Annotated in this window: 18 protein-coding genes; all 18 read right to left on the bottom strand. The window is 39.2% G+C overall.

All coding sequences use genetic code 11. The features are described from left to right. The 18 genes from AC6F34_RS08010 to AC6F34_RS07925 all read right to left on the bottom strand — a co-directional run bounded on the left by AC6F34_RS08010 (position 1) and on the right by AC6F34_RS07925 (position 17,488). The gene (locus tag AC6F34_RS08010) at positions 1–513 is read right to left on the bottom strand and encodes a NuoB/complex I 20 kDa subunit family protein (RefSeq protein ID WP_500770803.1); all 513 of its coding nucleotides are present in this window, start codon (positions 511–513) and stop codon (positions 1–3) included. After that, positions 504–878 (bottom strand): NADH-quinone oxidoreductase subunit A, encoded by a 375-nt coding sequence (locus AC6F34_RS08005; protein ID WP_500770801.1) that lies wholly within the window; start codon positions 876–878, stop codon positions 504–506. Before AC6F34_RS08005 ends, AC6F34_RS08010 begins: the two co-directional genes overlap by 10 nt. A 558-nt stretch (positions 879–1,436) precedes the next feature. After that, positions 1,437–1,844: a F0F1 ATP synthase subunit epsilon gene (locus AC6F34_RS08000; protein WP_500770799.1), complete on the bottom strand. Its 408-nt coding sequence runs from the start codon at positions 1,842–1,844 to the stop codon at positions 1,437–1,439. 23 nt (positions 1,845–1,867) lie between these two features. Continuing rightward, positions 1,868–3,289: a F0F1 ATP synthase subunit beta gene (gene atpD, locus AC6F34_RS07995; protein WP_500770797.1), complete on the bottom strand. Its 1,422-nt coding sequence runs from the start codon at positions 3,287–3,289 to the stop codon at positions 1,868–1,870. Positions 3,290–3,383: 94 nt separating this feature from the next. Further along, on the bottom strand, positions 3,384–4,241 hold the full coding sequence (locus tag AC6F34_RS07990; RefSeq protein WP_500770795.1) for a F0F1 ATP synthase subunit gamma: 858 nt from the start codon (positions 4,239–4,241) through the stop codon (positions 3,384–3,386). Between the two features lie 52 nt (positions 4,242–4,293). Continuing rightward, positions 4,294–5,802: a F0F1 ATP synthase subunit alpha gene (gene atpA / locus AC6F34_RS07985; protein ID WP_500770793.1), complete on the bottom strand. Its 1,509-nt coding sequence runs from the start codon at positions 5,800–5,802 to the stop codon at positions 4,294–4,296. 25 nt (positions 5,803–5,827) lie between these two features. Continuing rightward, positions 5,828–6,364 (bottom strand): F0F1 ATP synthase subunit delta, encoded by a 537-nt coding sequence (locus tag AC6F34_RS07980; protein ID WP_500770791.1) that lies wholly within the window; start codon positions 6,362–6,364, stop codon positions 5,828–5,830. Next, positions 6,361–6,882 carry a F0F1 ATP synthase subunit B gene (gene atpF / locus AC6F34_RS07975; RefSeq protein WP_500770981.1) on the bottom strand — a complete coding sequence of 174 codons (522 nt, stop codon included), beginning with the start codon at positions 6,880–6,882 and terminating at the stop codon, positions 6,361–6,363. Before atpF ends, AC6F34_RS07980 begins: the two co-directional genes overlap by 4 nt. A gap of 158 nt (positions 6,883–7,040) precedes the next feature. Beyond that, positions 7,041–7,253, bottom strand: coding sequence for a F0F1 ATP synthase subunit C (gene atpE / locus AC6F34_RS07970; protein ID WP_500770789.1), 213 nt, complete (start codon positions 7,251–7,253; stop codon positions 7,041–7,043). A gap of 68 nt (positions 7,254–7,321) precedes the next feature. Further along, positions 7,322–8,032, bottom strand: a complete 711-nt coding sequence (gene atpB / locus AC6F34_RS07965) for a F0F1 ATP synthase subunit A (RefSeq protein ID WP_500770787.1) — start codon at positions 8,030–8,032, stop codon at positions 7,322–7,324. Positions 8,033–8,054: 22 nt separating this feature from the next. Beyond that, positions 8,055–8,429, bottom strand: coding sequence for an ATP synthase subunit I (locus tag AC6F34_RS07960; RefSeq protein ID WP_500770785.1), 375 nt, complete (start codon positions 8,427–8,429; stop codon positions 8,055–8,057). Between the two features lie 458 nt (positions 8,430–8,887). Further along, positions 8,888–11,125 (bottom strand): S8 family serine peptidase, encoded by a 2,238-nt coding sequence (locus AC6F34_RS07955; RefSeq protein WP_500770783.1) that lies wholly within the window; start codon positions 11,123–11,125, stop codon positions 8,888–8,890. 424 nt (positions 11,126–11,549) lie between these two features. Continuing rightward, positions 11,550–12,698, bottom strand: a complete 1,149-nt coding sequence (wecB, locus tag AC6F34_RS07950) for a non-hydrolyzing UDP-N-acetylglucosamine 2-epimerase (RefSeq protein WP_500770781.1) — start codon at positions 12,696–12,698, stop codon at positions 11,550–11,552. Positions 12,699–12,717: 19 nt separating this feature from the next. Beyond that, positions 12,718–13,347, bottom strand: a complete 630-nt coding sequence (upp, locus tag AC6F34_RS07945) for a uracil phosphoribosyltransferase (RefSeq protein WP_500770779.1) — start codon at positions 13,345–13,347, stop codon at positions 12,718–12,720. A 205-nt stretch (positions 13,348–13,552) separates the two neighbouring features. Further along, positions 13,553–14,794, bottom strand: coding sequence for a serine hydroxymethyltransferase (glyA, locus tag AC6F34_RS07940; RefSeq protein ID WP_500770777.1), 1,242 nt, complete (start codon positions 14,792–14,794; stop codon positions 13,553–13,555). A 267-nt stretch (positions 14,795–15,061) separates the two neighbouring features. Beyond that, complete coding sequence (locus AC6F34_RS07935; RefSeq protein WP_500770775.1) at positions 15,062–15,607, bottom strand: TIGR01440 family protein; 546 nt, start codon at positions 15,605–15,607, stop codon at positions 15,062–15,064. 11 nt (positions 15,608–15,618) lie between these two features. Beyond that, positions 15,619–16,059, bottom strand: coding sequence for a ribose 5-phosphate isomerase B (gene rpiB / locus AC6F34_RS07930; protein WP_500770773.1), 441 nt, complete (start codon positions 16,057–16,059; stop codon positions 15,619–15,621). 130 nt (positions 16,060–16,189) lie between these two features. Then, positions 16,190–17,488 (bottom strand): methyl-accepting chemotaxis protein, encoded by a 1,299-nt coding sequence (locus AC6F34_RS07925; RefSeq protein ID WP_500770771.1) that lies wholly within the window; start codon positions 17,486–17,488, stop codon positions 16,190–16,192. Positions 17,489–17,540 lie beyond the last annotated feature (52 nt).

The raw sequence follows: 17,540 nt of genomic DNA, 5'->3' as shown, positions 1-17,540 counted from the left end.
TTAGATCACCTTCTTCCCAGTCTTCGCCTCGTATCGTATTTTTTCTTTCAACTTGTTGATGCCATAAATTAATGCTGCCGGGTTCGGAGGGCATCCAGGTATGTAAACATCAACAGGAACAACTTGATCAACACCCTTAACTACCGAATACGATTTTACATATGGACCACCAGCTGTTGCGCACGATCCCATCGCAATTACCCACTTTGGTTCTGGCATTTGATCATACAATCGACGAACAATCGGTGCCATTTTCTTTGTCACTGTACCAGACACAATCATCACATCTGAATGACGTGGGGATGTACGAAAAAATGAGCCTGACCGATCTAAATCATAATGTGCAGATCCAACACCCATCATTTCAATGGCACAACAAGCAAGCCCGAAGGTCATTGGCCATAATGAATTACTCCGTGCCCAAGCTTTTATCTGTTCTAATGTTGCAGTAAATACATTTCTTTGCAGTTCTTCTAACTCTTGTGGTGAAATATTTTCTACTTTTAAATCCATTTCAGCACCTTCTTTTTCCATGCATATACTAGCCCAATAATAAGCATAAATACGAATATCAACATTTCAATCAATGCGAATATTCCGAGTTTTTCATAGGCAACTGCCCACGGATAAAGAAATACGGTTTCAACATCAAAAATAACAAACAATAATGCAAAAATGTAATACCTCACATTGAATTGAACCCTTGAATCATGGAAAGGCTCAATTCCACTTTCATACGTTGTATACTTTGCTTGAGAAGGTTTGTAAGGACGCAATAATTTCCCTAAAAACAAAGCTACAATTGGTAATAAAATTCCTAAACACAAGAAGATAAACACAATTAAATAACTATTTTGATATACATTCCACAGATCCATGCAGACCCCCCTATGGCGAAAAAATCAAAATATTAAAACTTGTAACCGTATTCATTATAACATTGATAGAAACGAGTGTCGATAAACCATCGGTTATTAGTGGAAATTCTCCTAAACATTTCATTTTAAAGAGAATGATATACATTTTCTTTTTCAATCATAGAAAAAAATTTGCATTCCACTTACCTTTATTCAAACTCATTCCTACAAATTTGTCAGTGATTAATGTCAACAATTCTACAAATTCTGCATGTGGTATTATTATTTCGGTAAAATAGATTAACGAAATACACTATTTTACTCTCTTCCAATAATAAATGGAAATCGGAACTAATTAGTGAGTACTTATATCAAATACTTTAGGCTCATTTCAACAACTTTAGGAGTTATATCAATAACTTCAGGCTCATTTCAACAACTTTATTTCAAATTTTTTAATTTATTGTTTTTTATGTAAAATAAAATGTTGTTTCCGATAGCTTCACCATACTTCCGTCGACTTTCATCTGTATTCAGCATACAAAAAAGCCTTCCGCCATATCAGCGGAAGGCTTTTTATTAAAAATTACGTTCGTGAACGTTAATACGGTTTACTGCACGTTGAAGTGATAGCTCAGCACGACGAAAATCAACATTTTCTCGTTTTGAGTCGTTCAAGCGCTGTTCCGCTCGTTGTCTTGCATTTTTTGCACGTTCGATATCGATTTGCTCAGCAGCTTCAGCTGATTGAGCTAGGATCGTTACTTTGTCAGGGCGAACTTCTAGAAAACCACCGCTAACAGCGACATATTCAGTCGTTCCTTCCTTCTTTAAACGTACAGCACCAATTTGTAATGGAGCAACCATTGGAATGTGACCAGCTAAAATACCAAGCTCACCACTCCCGGCTTTCGTACTTACCATTTCCACATCTGATTCATACACCGGGCCATCAGGAGTAACAACACTGACTTTAAACGTCTTCATTTTTTACCCTCCTGGTCTTAAAATTAGACCTCTACGCCCATTTTCTTCGCATTTTCGATTACTTCTTCAATGCGACCAACTAAACGGAACGCATCTTCTGGAAGATGATCGTATTTACCTTCAAGGATTTCCTTGAAGCCGCTAACTGTTTCTTTTACAGGTACATATGAACCTGGCTGACCAGTGAATTGTTCAGCAACGTGGAAGTTTTGCGATAAGTAGAATTGAACACGACGAGCACGTGCTACGACTAGCTTGTCCTCATCACTTAGTTCGTCCATACCAAGGATCGCGATGATATCTTGTAATTCTCTATAACGTTGTAACGTTTGTTGTACTTGACGAGCTACTGCATAATGCTCTTCTCCAACTACTTCAGGAGAAAGTGCACGAGATGTAGAAGCTAATGGGTCAACCGCAGGGTAGATACCCATTTCAGAAAGCTTACGCTCTAAGTTTGTTGTTGCATCTAAGTGAGCGAAAGTTGTTGCAGGAGCTGGATCCGTATAGTCATCGGCAGGTACATAGATCGCTTGGATCGATGTAACAGAACCAACATTCGTAGACGTGATACGCTCTTGTAATTTACCCATTTCTGTAGCAAGAGTTGGCTGGTAACCAACGGCTGAAGGCATACGACCTAAAAGGGCAGAAACCTCAGAACCTGCTTGTGTGAAACGGAAGATGTTATCCATGAAGAAAAGAACGTCTTGTCCTTGCTCATCACGGAAGTACTCTGACATTGTTAAACCAGTTAAGGCAACACGCATACGTGCTCCAGGTGGCTCGTTCATTTGTCCGAATACCATTGCTGTTTTCTTAATTACACCTGAGTCAGTCATCTCATGGTATAAGTCGTTTCCTTCACGAGTACGCTCTCCAACACCAGCGAATACAGAGATACCGCCGTGCTCTTGAGCGATGTTATTGATTAACTCTTGGATTAATACTGTTTTACCTACACCGGCACCACCGAATAATCCGATTTTTCCACCTTTGATGTAAGGTGCAAGTAAGTCAACAACTTTAATACCTGTTTCAAGGATTTCAACTTCTGTAGATAACTGTTCAAACTTTGGCGCTTCTCTATGAATCGCGTCGCGGCGTACATCACCTTCGATTTTTGGATCAAGGTCAATTGTTTCACCTAGAACATTGAATACACGACCAAGTGTAACGTCACCAACTGGTACAGAAATAGCTGTACCTAAGTCAACAACTTCACTACCACGAGTTAAACCGTCAGTAGTAGACATCGCGATAGCACGTACAGTATCATCACCTAAATGAAGGGCAACTTCAAGGGTTAAGTTGATGTCAACTTCGGATTCATTACGCGCTTCGTTCTTAATCTGTAAAGCGTTATAGATCGCTGGAAGATGACCGCTCTCGAACTTTACGTCAACAACCGGACCCATAACCTGTAGAACGCGTCCTTTGCTCATCTTTTTCCCTCCTAAATTCCAATTGTATAAAGCGTCACCAGATCGTTCACGACAAAACGACGCTTTATACTGTATATATTTCGATCAATAGATTCTATTCTAATGCTGCTGCTCCACCAACAATTTCAGTAATTTCTTGTGTGATGGCTGCCTGACGAGCACGGTTATAACTAAGACTAAGTGAGCTGATAAGGTCATTTGCATTATCAGTTGCACTCTTCATTGCAGTCATAACTGCAGCATGCTCGCTTGCTTTACTATCTAATAAAGCACCGTAAATTAAGCTCTCAGCATATTGCGGTAATAATACTTCCAAAATCTCCTCAGCGTTCGGTTCGAATTCATAAGAAGTGACCGTAGTCTGTGATTCAATTTCAGAAAGTGGCAATAGCTTCTGCTCTGTTACTTCTTGAGTCATAGCACTTACATAGTGACTGTAGTAGAGGTAAAGCTCATCGAAAGTTTCGTCTGCAAACATGCCAACTGTTTTGCTTGTAATGTCTTTAATTTCTGTAAAAGATGGTTGATCGGCAATTCCAATGATATCTAGAATGACGTTCATACCACGCTTTTTAAAGAAATCGCGTCCTTTACGTCCAATTGCAATGATAGCATATTCATCAGATGACTTATGACGACGATCAATTGTTTGTTGAACTTTACGTAAAACGTTACTATTGTATGCACCACAAAGGCCACGATCAGATGTGATAACTAAATAGCCTGTTTTCTTAACGGGACGATTTAATAGCATTGGATGCGTTATGTCATTGCTACCACTAGCAATAGACGCAGTAACTTCTTGAATCTTCTCCATGTAAGGAACAAATGCTTTTGCATTTAACTCCGCACGGTTAAGCTTCGCAGCAGATACCATCTGCATCGCCTTTGTGATCTGACTCGTTTTCTTTGTAGAATTTATACGATTTTTTATGTCGCGTAATGATGCCACAGTTTCTCACCACCCTTATAAATATTTGTTAATCCAAGGAAAACCAACTGTATTACTCAGATGGAACGAACGATTTTTTGAACTCATTGATTGCAGCTGCGAAATCGTCATCTGCAGGAAGTTCTTTCGTCGTCGCAATATGGTCTAACAAATCTTTACGGTTGTGATCTAACCAGCTTAAGTACTCAGACTCAAAGCGCGTAATATCTTGAACTGGGACATCATCTAAGAATCCACGAGTTAAAGCGTATAGAATAGCAACTTGCTTTTCTACTTTTAACGGCTTGTTTAAGTCTTGTTTTAATACTTCAACTGTACGAGCACCACGGTTAAGTTTCGCTTGAGTTGCTTTATCAAGATCTGAACCGAACTGAGCAAATGATTCTAATTCACGGAATGAAGCTAGGTCAAGACGCAACGTACCAGCAACTTTTTTCATTGCTTTAATTTGCGCAGATCCACCAACACGTGATACAGAAAGACCTGGGTTAATCGCTGGACGTACGCCAGAGAAGAATAGATCAGACTGTAAGAAAATTTGCCCGTCAGTGATTGAAATAACGTTTGTAGGAATGTATGCAGATACGTCCCCAGCTTGTGTTTCAATGAACGGTAATGCTGTAATTGAACCAGCACCTTTTGCATCGCTAAGTTTTGCTGCACGCTCTAATAGGCGGCTGTGCAAGTAGAATACATCCCCTGGATATGCTTCACGACCTGGAGGACGACGTAATAGTAATGATAATTCACGATAAGCTGCTGCTTGCTTCGTTAAATCATCGTATACAACTAATACGTGTTTACCGTTGTACATGAATTCTTCACCCATTGTTACACCAGCATAAGGAGCTAAGTATAGTAATGGAGCAGGTTGAGATGCAGATGCTGTTACAACGATTGTGTAATCTAGAGCACCAGTTTTACGTAATGTTTCAACTGCATTTCGTACAGTTGATTCTTTTTGACCGATTGCAACGTAAATACAGATCATATCTTGATCTCTTTGATTCAAGATTGTATCGATTGCAACAGATGTTTTACCCGTTTGACGGTCTCCAATGATTAATTCACGTTGACCACGTCCGATTGGTACAAGTGCATCAATCGCTTTAATACCAGTTTGCAACGGCTCATGAACGGATTTACGATCCATTACTCCTGGAGCTGCGCTCTCGATTGGACGTGATTTTGTTGTATTAAGTGGGCCCATACCATCTACTGGTTGTCCTAGTGGGTTAACAACACGACCGATTAACTCTTCCCCAACTGGAACTTCCATGATGCGACCTGTACGACGAACTTCGTCACCTTCACGGATTTCTGTGAAAGGTCCTAAAATAATGATACCGACGTTATTCTCTTCAAGGTTTTGTGCCATACCCATAACGCCATTTTTAAATTCAACAAGTTCTCCAGCCATGACATTGTCGAGGCCATGAACACGTGCGATACCGTCACCTACAGAGATAACTGTACCAACATCACTTACTTGAATTTCTGACTGATAGTTCTCAATTTGCTTTTTTATCAGTGCACTGATTTCTTCAGCTTTGATGCTCATGAGTTTCACCCCTATCTACGAATCTTTAGCTTAACAATTGACGCTCTAATCGATCTAATTTACCACGTAGTGTTCCATCGAAAATTGTGTTACCAATTCGGATCTTCACTCCGCCAAGTAAGTTCGAATCTACGATATTCTCAATATGCAGTGCTTGTTTGCCTACTTTTTGTGCAAATGTAGTTGAAAGAGTACTGCGTTCAACGTCTGTTAAAGGACGGACGCTGTATACTTTAGCATCAGCAACTCCTCTTGCTTCATTCGCTAATTCTACAAATGAATCGACAACACTAGCAATTTCATTTTCACGATGGCGTTCAACTAAGATTAATAATGTGTTTAAAACATATTCATTCAATGATGCAAACGCATCCTTGACCATTTCTTTCTTCTTTTGCACAGAGATTTTAGGAGACTTCAATACTAATGAAAGCTCCTCGCTTTCTGTTACTACAACTTTAACTGCACGAAGCTCATCTTCCATTTGGTCTAGAAGCTGACGCTCATTCGCAAGCTGGAAAAGAGCTAACGCGTAGCGTTTTGCTACCATAGAACCCGTCATCGTCTTTCTCCTGCCTCTTGAATGTATTCGTTAATAAGTTGTTCTTGATCATTTTCATTTAATTCTTTTTCAATAACTTTAGAAGCAATAAGTACTGAAAGTGATGCCACTTGCTCACGAATGGCTGCAACCGCTTGCTCTTTCTGCTGCTCGATTTCAAGCAATGCAGATTGCTTCATACGGTTTGCTTCCTCTTGAGCTTGTGCAGCAATTTCTTGACGCTGAACTTCAGCTTGCTTTTTCGCATTTTCAATCAGACTTTGCGCTTCTGTACGAGCTTCTTTTAAAAGTGCACGTTGCTCTTCTAAATACTTCATCGCTTCAGTGTTACTTTTTTCTGCCTCATCAATCTCATTTGCAATATGCTCTTCACGCTTTTGCATCATGCCCATTAATGGACCCCATGCTAGCTTATAAATCAAAAACATTAAAAGTGAGAATGTAAAGATTGTAAATAGGATGTCACCACCATTAAATGCTTCTTGAGATGCACCTAATACAAAACTATCTAAATTGATCAGCACGACGGATTCACTCCCTTCAGTTATCGTCCACTATAACTTAATCTATCAAGAGTCTTTCACAAGGAAATGACTAAATTGTTGCAAATTTTGACATAAAGGAATGGCGAAGCTTTCCTTTCGATAATCTTCGCCATTTTTTATTCTTATAGCAATTAAGAACCCATTACCATGAACGCGATAACAACCGCCATGATTGGAATCGCCTCAACGAAAGCTACCCCGATAAACATTGTAGATTGAAGCATACCACGAGCTTCTGGTTGACGAGCGATCCCTTCCACTGTACGAGAAACGATTAATCCGTTACCTAAACCTGCACCTAATGCTGCTAAACCAATTGCGATTGCTGCTGCTATTGCACCCATTTGTATTTCCTCCTTGAAATTGAATAGTTTTTTATTTTAGTTGTCCAAAGATTTGAACATGAAATATATTAATGATCGTCACTCACTTTATGTGAAATGTAGACCATTGCTAAAAGAGTAAAGATGAACGCTTGGATCGAACCGATAAACACGGAGAATCCTTGCCATACAACGGCTAATGGAATGGCTAATATCGTTCCAAAAAACCAAGTTGTACCTAATCCTGCTAACAGAGTTAATAGAATTTCCCCTGCGTAGATATTCCCGTAGAGACGAAGACCTAACGTTAATGTGTTAGAGAATTCTTCAACCACTTTAAGTGGGAACATAAATTTCTTCGGTTTGAAGAAATCGGCACCATAACCTTTAAACCCTTTCATCTTAATACCGTAGTAATGAGATAAACCGATTACCATCGCCGCAAGGGTTAACGTAACGGTTGGGTCTGCTGTTGGTGACTTCCACCATAAATCGTGTCCAATGACAACGGCAAATGGTAGACCTAACATGTTGGATACAAAGATAAACATAATTAGGGTTAGTCCAAGGACATGGAATCTTCCACCTGTCTTCCAATCCATTGAGCTGCCAATAATATTTTTCACAAAGTCCATAACCCATTCGATAAAGTTCTGTTTACCAGTAGGTTTCATAGAAAGGTTACGAGTACATATGACGGCAATTAGTAGCGTAATTGCTGCTGCCACAGTGATCATGAGTACATTGGACATATTAAACCAAAGACCCATAATTTTTATCATAGGAGCTTCATGATTCAAAAGTTTTCACCTCTCTCCCTTGCTAATTGCGTTTAAAAATAGTCTGGAACATAAAATCTATCATAATGACAATATAAACTGTCATTAATCCCACTATTATGCTAATTAAGTGCACATGTTCTGGGTATTTAGTAGCGATGACAACAGCTAGTACTGCTGTAGCCATTCGGGATAGCATCCCAAGGGAGCCCATTCTCCTACCTTTTACGATCGCTTCTCCAAACTGGTCAATCTTTCGAATATACAGCCATAAATTGAACATACTTAAGCTTGTCCCAATGACTAATCCTAAAAAGACAGATTGGTACGGAGTAAATCCCCAGCCAAGCACATAAATCGCTAACAGGTAGAACATATACTTACGTTGTCTTGCAAACATTGCATAGAACTCAGGCATTATAACTGATCTCCTGTTTTGAAGTGATACCGAAAATAGACCACCCGTAATCCTAAATGAGTGAAAAATGCGAAAATGGAAACGATTACTAATTTCCTTGACAGTTTATAAATCAATAATAAGGTGAAAACTGCGTGTACTTTAGAGCCAATCGTCCATAAAAAACGATGGTCTTTTTTCGCAAATTAGACAATCTCCATTGAGATTGGTAGGTGGATTTCGGGGCAGTGATAGATCACTTTAGCATTGTGCAGAAGTGGAAAAAATGTTTGCACATTTTTTTGTAAACCCTATCAATTATATCCTTTGTAAGCATACAATAGCACCATGTCAATGTCAATGCGTTTAGTGTTAAAAAGTTCACAACCAAATCTTCCTATTTCCCAAGTTCACAAAGTTTTCATAATTAAAATAATTCTAGTCATTGAAACGCATGGGATTTTCTGTTACAAGGTGCATCATTCGTTTTTCTTCCGTTCAGCTGACAACTCTCCAGATGGTGTCAACAACAAATGTGACTCAATGATATCTTCCTGAGAACCTTTTCTTGAAAACACCTTCAAAATGTAAAATCCTGTGTCAGGTAGGCGACTCCGATCCACTTCTTTTTTCAGCTGTCCTTTACGTACATTTCTTTGCCAATCAAGATAGCTAATGAATTCCAAACTTTCATAATCAAATAGAGCTATTCCAAATTCATCTGCACCACCAGGTAGATACGCCTCATAACGTATCTTATCAGGGGAATCTCCCTTTTGAATCGAAAACCCCATAACTCTAGGATAATTTGGTTCTTCTAAAACAAATAAATAAGGAATATGAATCTCTCGACCATCTGCAATGACTGTCAAGATTCCATCTTTCACTTTATCCTTCATTAAGGATGGTTCCACTGTCACTGATAGCTTAACTTTTTTCTTCTCGCCTTGTTTTACGTAAAAGGACATCGGTATTTTCCACTTGATGCCATCAATGGCTTTTGGCATTTGTATCGTATACTTCTTATCTTTATCTCCTATATTTTCTACGGTAATCGTTGCTTCATGTTGATGGTGATCTTCCTTTAATTGAAAACGACCGAAATGAAGACTAGCTGGGTAGATTAAAGATTTTGTGATCAATGCATCTTTCACATTAATCCTACCTGCTCCTTGCTCATATGTTCGGTATAATTCCCCTTGATCATTTAATAAGGTGGTTGCCGTATTCATCAAAGCCGCCTTTATTTGCCCTGGTATCCATTCGGGATGCGCTTGCTTTAATAGCGCACACGCCCCGGCAACATGTGGAGCCGCCATTGATGTGCCTTGTAAAGCAATATAGCCACCTGGTACTGTACTATTTATGGCAACACCCGGCGCTACAACATCAGGTTTGATTTCCCAAGTGCCTGTCACCGGTCCTCTTGAACTGAAATCTGCAATGAGATCCTTTTCTTCTATTATATTTGATGCAACAAATGGGCTCTTTTTTTGTAAGAACGTTTTCAGCTTTTCTCCGTCTTCTTTTGAGATTGAAGCAACAGGGATTTTTAATTCAACATCCAAGTTTCCTTCATATGGACCAGGGCTATTATTATAGATGATTACACCCACAGCCCCATTCTTCTCTGCATTAAACGCTTTTTCTGTGAAAGTGATGTCCCCTCTTTCAATTAGGACAATTTTGCGATCAACCTGTGTAACATCGCCTTCATAACCACTTTTACCATCTACTAATTGAAAGGATTTCGATAAGTTCCAATCTACCGATCCTTGCATTAGCTTTAATCGAAAACTCGTTCCGTTCACTTCAATTGTGGGAATATGTAAAATAGGCGTTGAGGCACCAACAGAAATAGCTTTACTTGCTGTTCCAGGTGAGCCAACAGTCCATATATCCGGTCCGGCATTTCCTGATGAAACAACTGCTACAATTCCATGATCAACCGCTTTATTCAAAGCTAAACTAATCGGTAAATCAGGTCCATTAACATTGTTTCCTAGCGATAAGTTCAACACATCCACTCTATCTTCTATTGCTGCTTCTATAGCGGCAATGACTTGCTCCGTCGTCCCGCTTCCACCAGGTCCTAGCGCTCGATAGGCAATGAGATCTGCTTCAGGTGCAACTCCCGTTACTTTACCGTTTGCTGCAATGATTCCAGCAACATGTGTACCATGAAGTGTATTACCTGTCGCTGTCGACCTCGTTTCCATTGGATCATCATCCAAGTCTACTAAATCCTTGCCTCTTTGATAATTTCTCCTAAGGTCTGGATGATTGTAATCGATTCCAGTATCGATAATTCCAACCTTCACTCCTTTACCAGTCAACCTCTTATTATTAGGATCAAAATAGCCTCTAATTGCCTCCCCACCGATCAAAGCAATATTATCTGAACTTTGCACTTGATACGTTTGTATAGGTGAAACTTCTTCGACATCGGCTATATTGGTTAATTTGCTAATATGAGAATGCTTTCCTTCTACTGAAAATCCTTTAAATATATGCTGAAACTGATGACGAATCTTCACTGAACCGTCAATGAGCGCTTCTTTAACTTCTTCTATAGAGCTTGTATCTTTCAATACAATAATCGCAGTAATTGTTTCATCTGGAAGTGGTGGCATTCCACCCCCATTCGCCACAACTGCTGTATTCTGTATAAAAAAGAATACCGACACCATTAAAACTTTATTCAAAAGCTGCTTCAACTCATTGCCCCCTCTACCGTCAGAAATTGCATTTTTCTTATCATCTTCTATTAAATCTTTTGATATTCATTGGATGCTCATCGTTTAAATAGAACGTTGGATTTCGGGAAAGATTCTTATAGTTGGAGCAATTATACCTTTGGGAATTAGATGAATTACTTGCTGATGCATTAAAATGGGGTTTTCACTACAAATATCTTCAAGTATCCTTTCTAAGGGGCGCTTCTTTGTAAGTAACTCTTCAACTTCCTGGGGATTTGCTATGATGCTTTTGCCACGGAATCGTTGTCTCGTCCTAGTTGAAGAATCAATACTTTCATACAAAACAGCCAAGAAAATAATATTTCTTCCTTTCATGAAGAGATTTTATACTTTCTGATGTATCAAAAAAAGAGATCGAGAGTGTTTTCTCGATCCCCTTTGTTTACATTGGGTTAAATTCTTCTGGTCGTTCGGCTGTTTGATTAAAGTGATAACGAATTGCTTCACAAATTCGAGCAGAAGCATGGCCATCACCATACGGATTCACTGACTTTGCCATTTTTTCATATTCAGCACTATTCGTTAAAAGCTCAGTTGCTAGATGATAAATTGTCTCCTCTTCGACACCTGCAAGTTTTAATGTGCCTGCTTGAATTCCTTCTGGACGCTCCGTTGTATCTCTCAGGACAAGCACTGGAACACCTAGAGAAGGTGCTTCCTCTTGTACTCCACCGGAATCCGTTAAAATCAAATGGGCTCTAGAAGCAAAGTTATGAAAATCAATGACGTCTAAAGGTTCAATCAAATGGATTCTCGGATCATTACCTAGAATTTCAGCTGCAGTCTCACGAACAACAGGGTTTAAATGAACAGGATAGACAACTTGAATATCCCCTTGCTCTTCCACCATTCGCTTAATCGCTTTGAACATATTACGCATAGGTTCACCTAGGTTCTCACGTCGATGTGCAGTTAATAGCACAAGGCGATCGTTTCCAAGGCGCTCTAAAACATCATGCTCATACTTTTCTTTTACTGTTGTTTTTAAAGCATCAATAGCAGTATTACCTGTGGTAAAGATACGCTCACCATTCTTGCCTTCATTCAGTAAATTTTGTCCTGCCTGCATCGTTGGTGCAAAATGTAAATCAGCAATGACCCCTGTTAGCTGACGGTTCATTTCTTCTGGGAATGGCGAATACTTATTCCATGTACGCAAGCCTGCTTCTACATGCCCAACCGGGATTTGGTTATAAAATGCTGCTAAACTAGCAATAAATGTCGTAGTTGTGTCACCATGCACAAGGACAATGTCTGGTTTAACTTCTTTCATAATACGATCTAAACCTTCTAATCCACGAGTCGTTACATCGATCAACGTTTGGCGATCCTTCATAATATTTAAATCATGATCTGGCTTAATATTAAAAATGGATAGTACTTGATCAAGCATTTCTCTATGCTGAGCTGTAACTGTAACAATCGATTCAAATTGATCCGAGCGCTTTTGCAATTCAAGTACAAGCGGTGCCATCTTAATTGCTTCTGGCCTCGTACCAAAGATCGTCATTACTTTAATCGGATGTTTCACTTACGAACAACCTCCACTCTTATTTTGTTCCAAATAGACGGTCTCCTGCATCCCCTAGTCCTGGAACGATATATCCATGGTCATTTAACTTCTCATCAAGTGCTGCAATATAAATATCAACATCTGGGTGTGCTTCCTTCACTGCATCTACCCCTTCAGGTGCTGCAATTAAACACATAAATTTAATATTTTTCCCGCCGCGTTTCTTCAAGGAATTAATCGCTTCAATTGCTGAACCACCTGTTGCTAGCATTGGATCTACAACGATAAAATCTCTTTCTTCTACATCGCTAGGAAGCTTTACATAATACTCAACTGGCTTTAACGTTTCAGGATCACGGTATAAACCTACGTGACCAACCTTTGCAGCTGGAATTAATTTTAAGATACCATCAACCATTCCAATTCCAGCACGAAGAATTGGGATGATTCCAAGTTTTTTCCCTGATAGTACATTTGATTTAGTTAAGCATACTGGTGTTTCTATTTCGATTTCCTCTAATGGCAAATCACGTGTGATTTCAAATGCCATTAATGTTGCAACTTCATCAACAAGCTCTCTAAATTCCTTCGTTCCTGTCTTTGTTTCTCTAATGTATGTAAGCTTATGTTGAATTAATGGATGGTCAAAAACATATACCTTGCCCATTTTCGATCACTCCTTCTACGTTTATTCGATTTCACTTCGTCTAATTTTACAGAAAAACATTGAGGTGGGCAACTGCATAAAATAATTGTAATAAAATCATCATTTTTAAATCTTCCGACGATTGCGATCCAACTCAAATGTATTCTCTTACAAAAAGGTAAAAGTCATACAAAAACCAGCCCATTGTTAGGGCTGGATCTATGCTTTATATTTCTGGATATAGTATAAATTTGCTTGTAAGAAGTTCAACACGTTCGCTCGCTTCTTTAAGCTTCGCCTCATCTTCATGGTTCTTTAATGTGAAAGCAATAATCGAAGCAATCTCTTCCATATCTTCTTTTATAAACCCACGGGATGTAACTGCAGCCGTACCAATTCGAATTCCACTTGTTACAAATGGACTTTCTGGATCGAAAGGAATTGTGTTTTTGTTCACAGTAATACCAATTTCATCTAATACTTTCTCAGCAACTTTACCTGTTAAGTTTAAAGAGCGTAAATCTACAAGTAATAGGTGGTTATCTGTACCATCTGAAACTAACTCAATGCCCTCTTTCTTTAACGACTCTGCTAAATGCTTTGCATTTTCAATGATGCTCGCTGCATAATCATTAAATGAACTTTGTAATGCTTCACCAAATGCTACAGCTTTTGCTGCGATCACATGCATAAGTGGGCCACCTTGAATTCCAGGGAAAATTGATTTATCAATCTTCTTGGCGAATTCTTCTTTACATAAAATCATTCCACCACGAGGGCCACGTAATGTTTTATGTGTAGTTGTTGTTACAAAGTCAGCAAATGGGACAGGGTTTTGATGCAAACCAGCAGCAACAAGCCCAGCAATATGCGCCATGTCGACCATTAAATAAGCACCAACTTCATCAGCAATTTCACGGAATTTCTTGAAATCAATTGCACGTGGGTAGGCACTTGCACCAGCAACAATTAATTTAGGCTTATGCTGAAGCGCTTTTTCACGAACATCCTCATAATTGATACGATGCGTCGTTTCATCTACACCATATTCTACGAAATTGTATTGAATTCCACTGAAGTTAACTGGACTTCCATGTGTTAAGTGCCCTCCGTGGGAAAGGTTCATTCCAAGCACGGTATCGCCTTGTTCAAGAATCGTGAAATATACAGCCATATTTGCTTGGGCACCTGAATGCGGCTGAACATTTACATGCTCTGCACCAAAGATTTCTTTTGCGCGCTCACGAGCAAGGTTTTCTACAACATCAACATGCTCACAGCCACCATAATAACGACGACCTGGGTAGCCTTCAGCATATTTATTTGTTAATACAGATCCTTGTGCTTCCATCACCGCTTCACTAACGAAGTTCTCAGAAGCGATCAATTCGATTTTAGTACGTTGACGACTTAATTCATCTTGCATTGATTGAAAAACTTGCTCATCTTGCTGTGCTAAGTGCTTCATTCTAAATCCTCCCTTTGATCGATCCATTATACGAAAAACAACAATTTCATTTTACCATGTCCACATCCTTTTCGGCACTGTTCTGACAAATTTATTTCGATTAATTTCCGAACAATCATGTTAAAAACATTGATAAATATACGTTTTTACCATAATTATTTGCGCTACTTACATTATTCCGTTCTTTACACTCTAATCGATTCATTAAGTCACTCTCCACAAAAAAAGCTATTTACTGTCAATAACATGACGTAAATAGCTTTTTTGTTATTTATAACACGCTCTTCCTCCACCAATTAACTTTGGTCTAGTTGTAGCAAGAACGACGTGAGCGCTACCGATCATTTTTTGCTTCGTTCTGATCGGTACGGCAACATGCTTTAAATGCATCCCAATCAATGTATTGCCGATGTCAATTCCAGCATCTGCTCGTATGAATTCGACAACGACGGCATCGCTTAGCTTGCTGTAAGCGTATGTAGCCATCGCTCCTCCTGCTTTTCGCACAGGAACGACGCTAACCTCATCATATCCCTTTGATTCCGCAAGTCTACGACTCATTACTAGTGCACGATTTAAATGCTCACAGCATTGGAAAACAATCTCGCACCCGTGCATATCGCTAAAGGCTGTCAGTTCATCGAATAGCATCTCTGCTACTTCCTCAGATCCCGCTGTCCCGATCTCATTGCCAACAACTTCGCTAGTGCTACAACCTATTACAACAACTTTGCCTTTTAAAGAAACTTTCTCAGAAAATTCGTCAAGGATGTTCTGAACCTCTTTTTTCCATTTAGATTCAACTGTATCCATGATCTCTCTCCTTAGTTGTTTTCATAATTTTTGATTTTGGCAACACGGTTTTCATGGCGTCCACCTTCAAATTCAGTCATTAACCAAATTTTCGCAATATCTCTCGCCAATCCTGGACCGATGACTCTTTCACCCATCGCTAGCATATTGCTGTCATTATGTTCACGTGTTGCTTTAGCACTAAATGTATCGTGAACAAGTGCACAGCGAATGCCTTTCACTTTATTTGCAGCAATGCTCATGCCAATTCCAGTTCCACATATTAAAATTCCTTTATCAAATTCACCATTTGCTACTTTCTGAGCAACTGGCAATGCATAATCCGGATAATCAACAGATGTCTGGCACTCGCACCCAAAGTCTTCAAACTCAATATTCATTTCTTTCATTAACGATTTAATCTCTTCACGAATATTCATACCACCATGGTCTGATGCAATAGCTACTCTCATATTCTCTTCCTCCTAAGATTCGTCTGCACTTATTTTGACATATTCATTAAAAATAATAAAGGAAGTACTGTTTCTGGAAAGAGTATCAGAAAAAAAGGTTCGGACATAGCCTGTCCAAACCTAGATTTACTTATGAAATATGGAATTTTGTAATCGTTCCTTTTAACTTTTCTGCTTGAACCTTTAATTCCCCAGCAAGCAGCTCCACATTTTCTATCACTGCCGTTTGTTGCTCTGTTGCCGCTGCGACTTCCTCAGCCCCTGCTGATGTCTCTTCTGCAATTGCTGCAACTTCCTCTGATTGTGCTGATGTTTGCTGGACACTTTGCATTTGTTGCTCCACCAATACAGTAATTGCTGCGACAGAAGAAGCCATTTCATTTACTGTCTTTGCCATTTCAACCATCACTTGATTTGTTTCAGAGCCTTTGTTCATTTCGACCTTCGCAGATTCTACTTGAGTTGAAATTTGCTCGACTACACTTTTCACTTCACTTTGGATGTTTTGAATAAGCTCTGAGATACCTTGAACGGCTTTGCCACTCTCATCCGCTAACTTTCGTACTTCCTCTGCTACCACAGCAAAACCTTTTCCATGCTCACCAGCTCTTGCCGCTTCAATCGAAGCATTTAAAGCTAGAAGGTTCGTTTGCGCTGCAATGTCCCCAACAAGCTGAATGATTTGTTCAACTTTTGTTGCGTGATCCTCGAGGCGTTTAACTGTATGTAGAGAATTCTCTGAGTCATGCGATAATTTTTCGATGCCTTGGATAAGAGAATGAATGACTTTTTGCGAATCACTTAAATCTTCTACTAATTCATTTGAAACTTGCTCAGATTTATTCGCTTTTTCTTGAACCTCACGCGCAATGACGATTACATCCTCTACCGATTCAGCCGTTACTTGAATCGATGCTGCAGAATTGTCTGCCCCTAATGAGATTTCAGAAATCGTTCTTGAAATCGCTTCAGCCTGCTCTGCAGCTACACTTGATTCTTTTGATATAGCTACTACCTTTTTATTCGTTTCTTCAAAGTTCTCATTAATTTGCGTGACCATATCCTTTAGATTATTGAGCATATATGAAAATGCAATCCCTAATGATCGAATTTCATCATCGGATTTTGATATTTCTACATCTGTATCGATATCCCCTTCGGCTGCACGCAGTGCTGATTGTTCAAGCATTTGCAAAGGCTTGATAATAAAACCTGCAGCAAAAAAGGCGAGAATCCCTGACCAAGCTGCCCCTAAACATAAGGTGATAATTGTAAATTCCATCTGTTCAAACGGTAACATCTCTTCAATCAATGGATAGAGCGCATAAAGGAAAAACGCTGTCGTTGTATATGTAATCGTTGCTAAAATCACAATAAATAATACGAGTTTTTTCCTCAATCCGAATTTAAATGTTTTTCTCTGTTTCATGTGCTTCCCCCTGAATGGCGTCTTTTTTCTAAGTCTTGCTTTTTCAAATTGG

The sequence above is a fragment of the Niallia sp. CD-39 genome (assembly GCF_059874745.1).
Note: the sequence above shows the minus strand (reverse complement) of the source record. Positions and strands in the feature narration are given on the sequence as shown.

Coding starts and splice junctions, on each gene's coding strand:
- glyA (WP_500770777.1), bottom strand. CDS start 14,794: ATGAAGCACTTAGCACAGCAAGATGAGCAAGTTTTTCAATCAATGCAA.
- AC6F34_RS07960 (WP_500770785.1), bottom strand. CDS start 8,429: ATGCCTGAGTTCTATGCAATGTTTGCAAGACAACGTAAGTATATGTTC.
- upp (WP_500770779.1), bottom strand. CDS start 13,347: ATGGGCAAGGTATATGTTTTTGACCATCCATTAATTCAACATAAGCTT.
- AC6F34_RS08010 (WP_500770803.1), bottom strand. CDS start 513: ATGGATTTAAAAGTAGAAAATATTTCACCACAAGAGTTAGAAGAACTG.
- AC6F34_RS07935 (WP_500770775.1), bottom strand. CDS start 15,607: ATGGATACAGTTGAATCTAAATGGAAAAAAGAGGTTCAGAACATCCTT.
- AC6F34_RS08000 (WP_500770799.1), bottom strand. CDS start 1,844: ATGAAGACGTTTAAAGTCAGTGTTGTTACTCCTGATGGCCCGGTGTAT.
- AC6F34_RS07925 (WP_500770771.1), bottom strand. CDS start 17,488: ATGAAACAGAGAAAAACATTTAAATTCGGATTGAGGAAAAAACTCGTA.
- AC6F34_RS07980 (WP_500770791.1), bottom strand. CDS start 6,364: ATGACGGGTTCTATGGTAGCAAAACGCTACGCGTTAGCTCTTTTCCAG.
- atpE (WP_500770789.1), bottom strand. CDS start 7,253: ATGGGTGCAATAGCAGCAGCAATCGCAATTGGTTTAGCAGCATTAGGT.
- atpA (WP_500770793.1), bottom strand. CDS start 5,802: ATGAGCATCAAAGCTGAAGAAATCAGTGCACTGATAAAAAAGCAAATT.
- rpiB (WP_500770773.1), bottom strand. CDS start 16,059: ATGAGAGTAGCTATTGCATCAGACCATGGTGGTATGAATATTCGTGAA.
- atpD (WP_500770797.1), bottom strand. CDS start 3,289: ATGAGCAAAGGACGCGTTCTACAGGTTATGGGTCCGGTTGTTGACGTA.
- AC6F34_RS08005 (WP_500770801.1), bottom strand. CDS start 878: ATGGATCTGTGGAATGTATATCAAAATAGTTATTTAATTGTGTTTATC.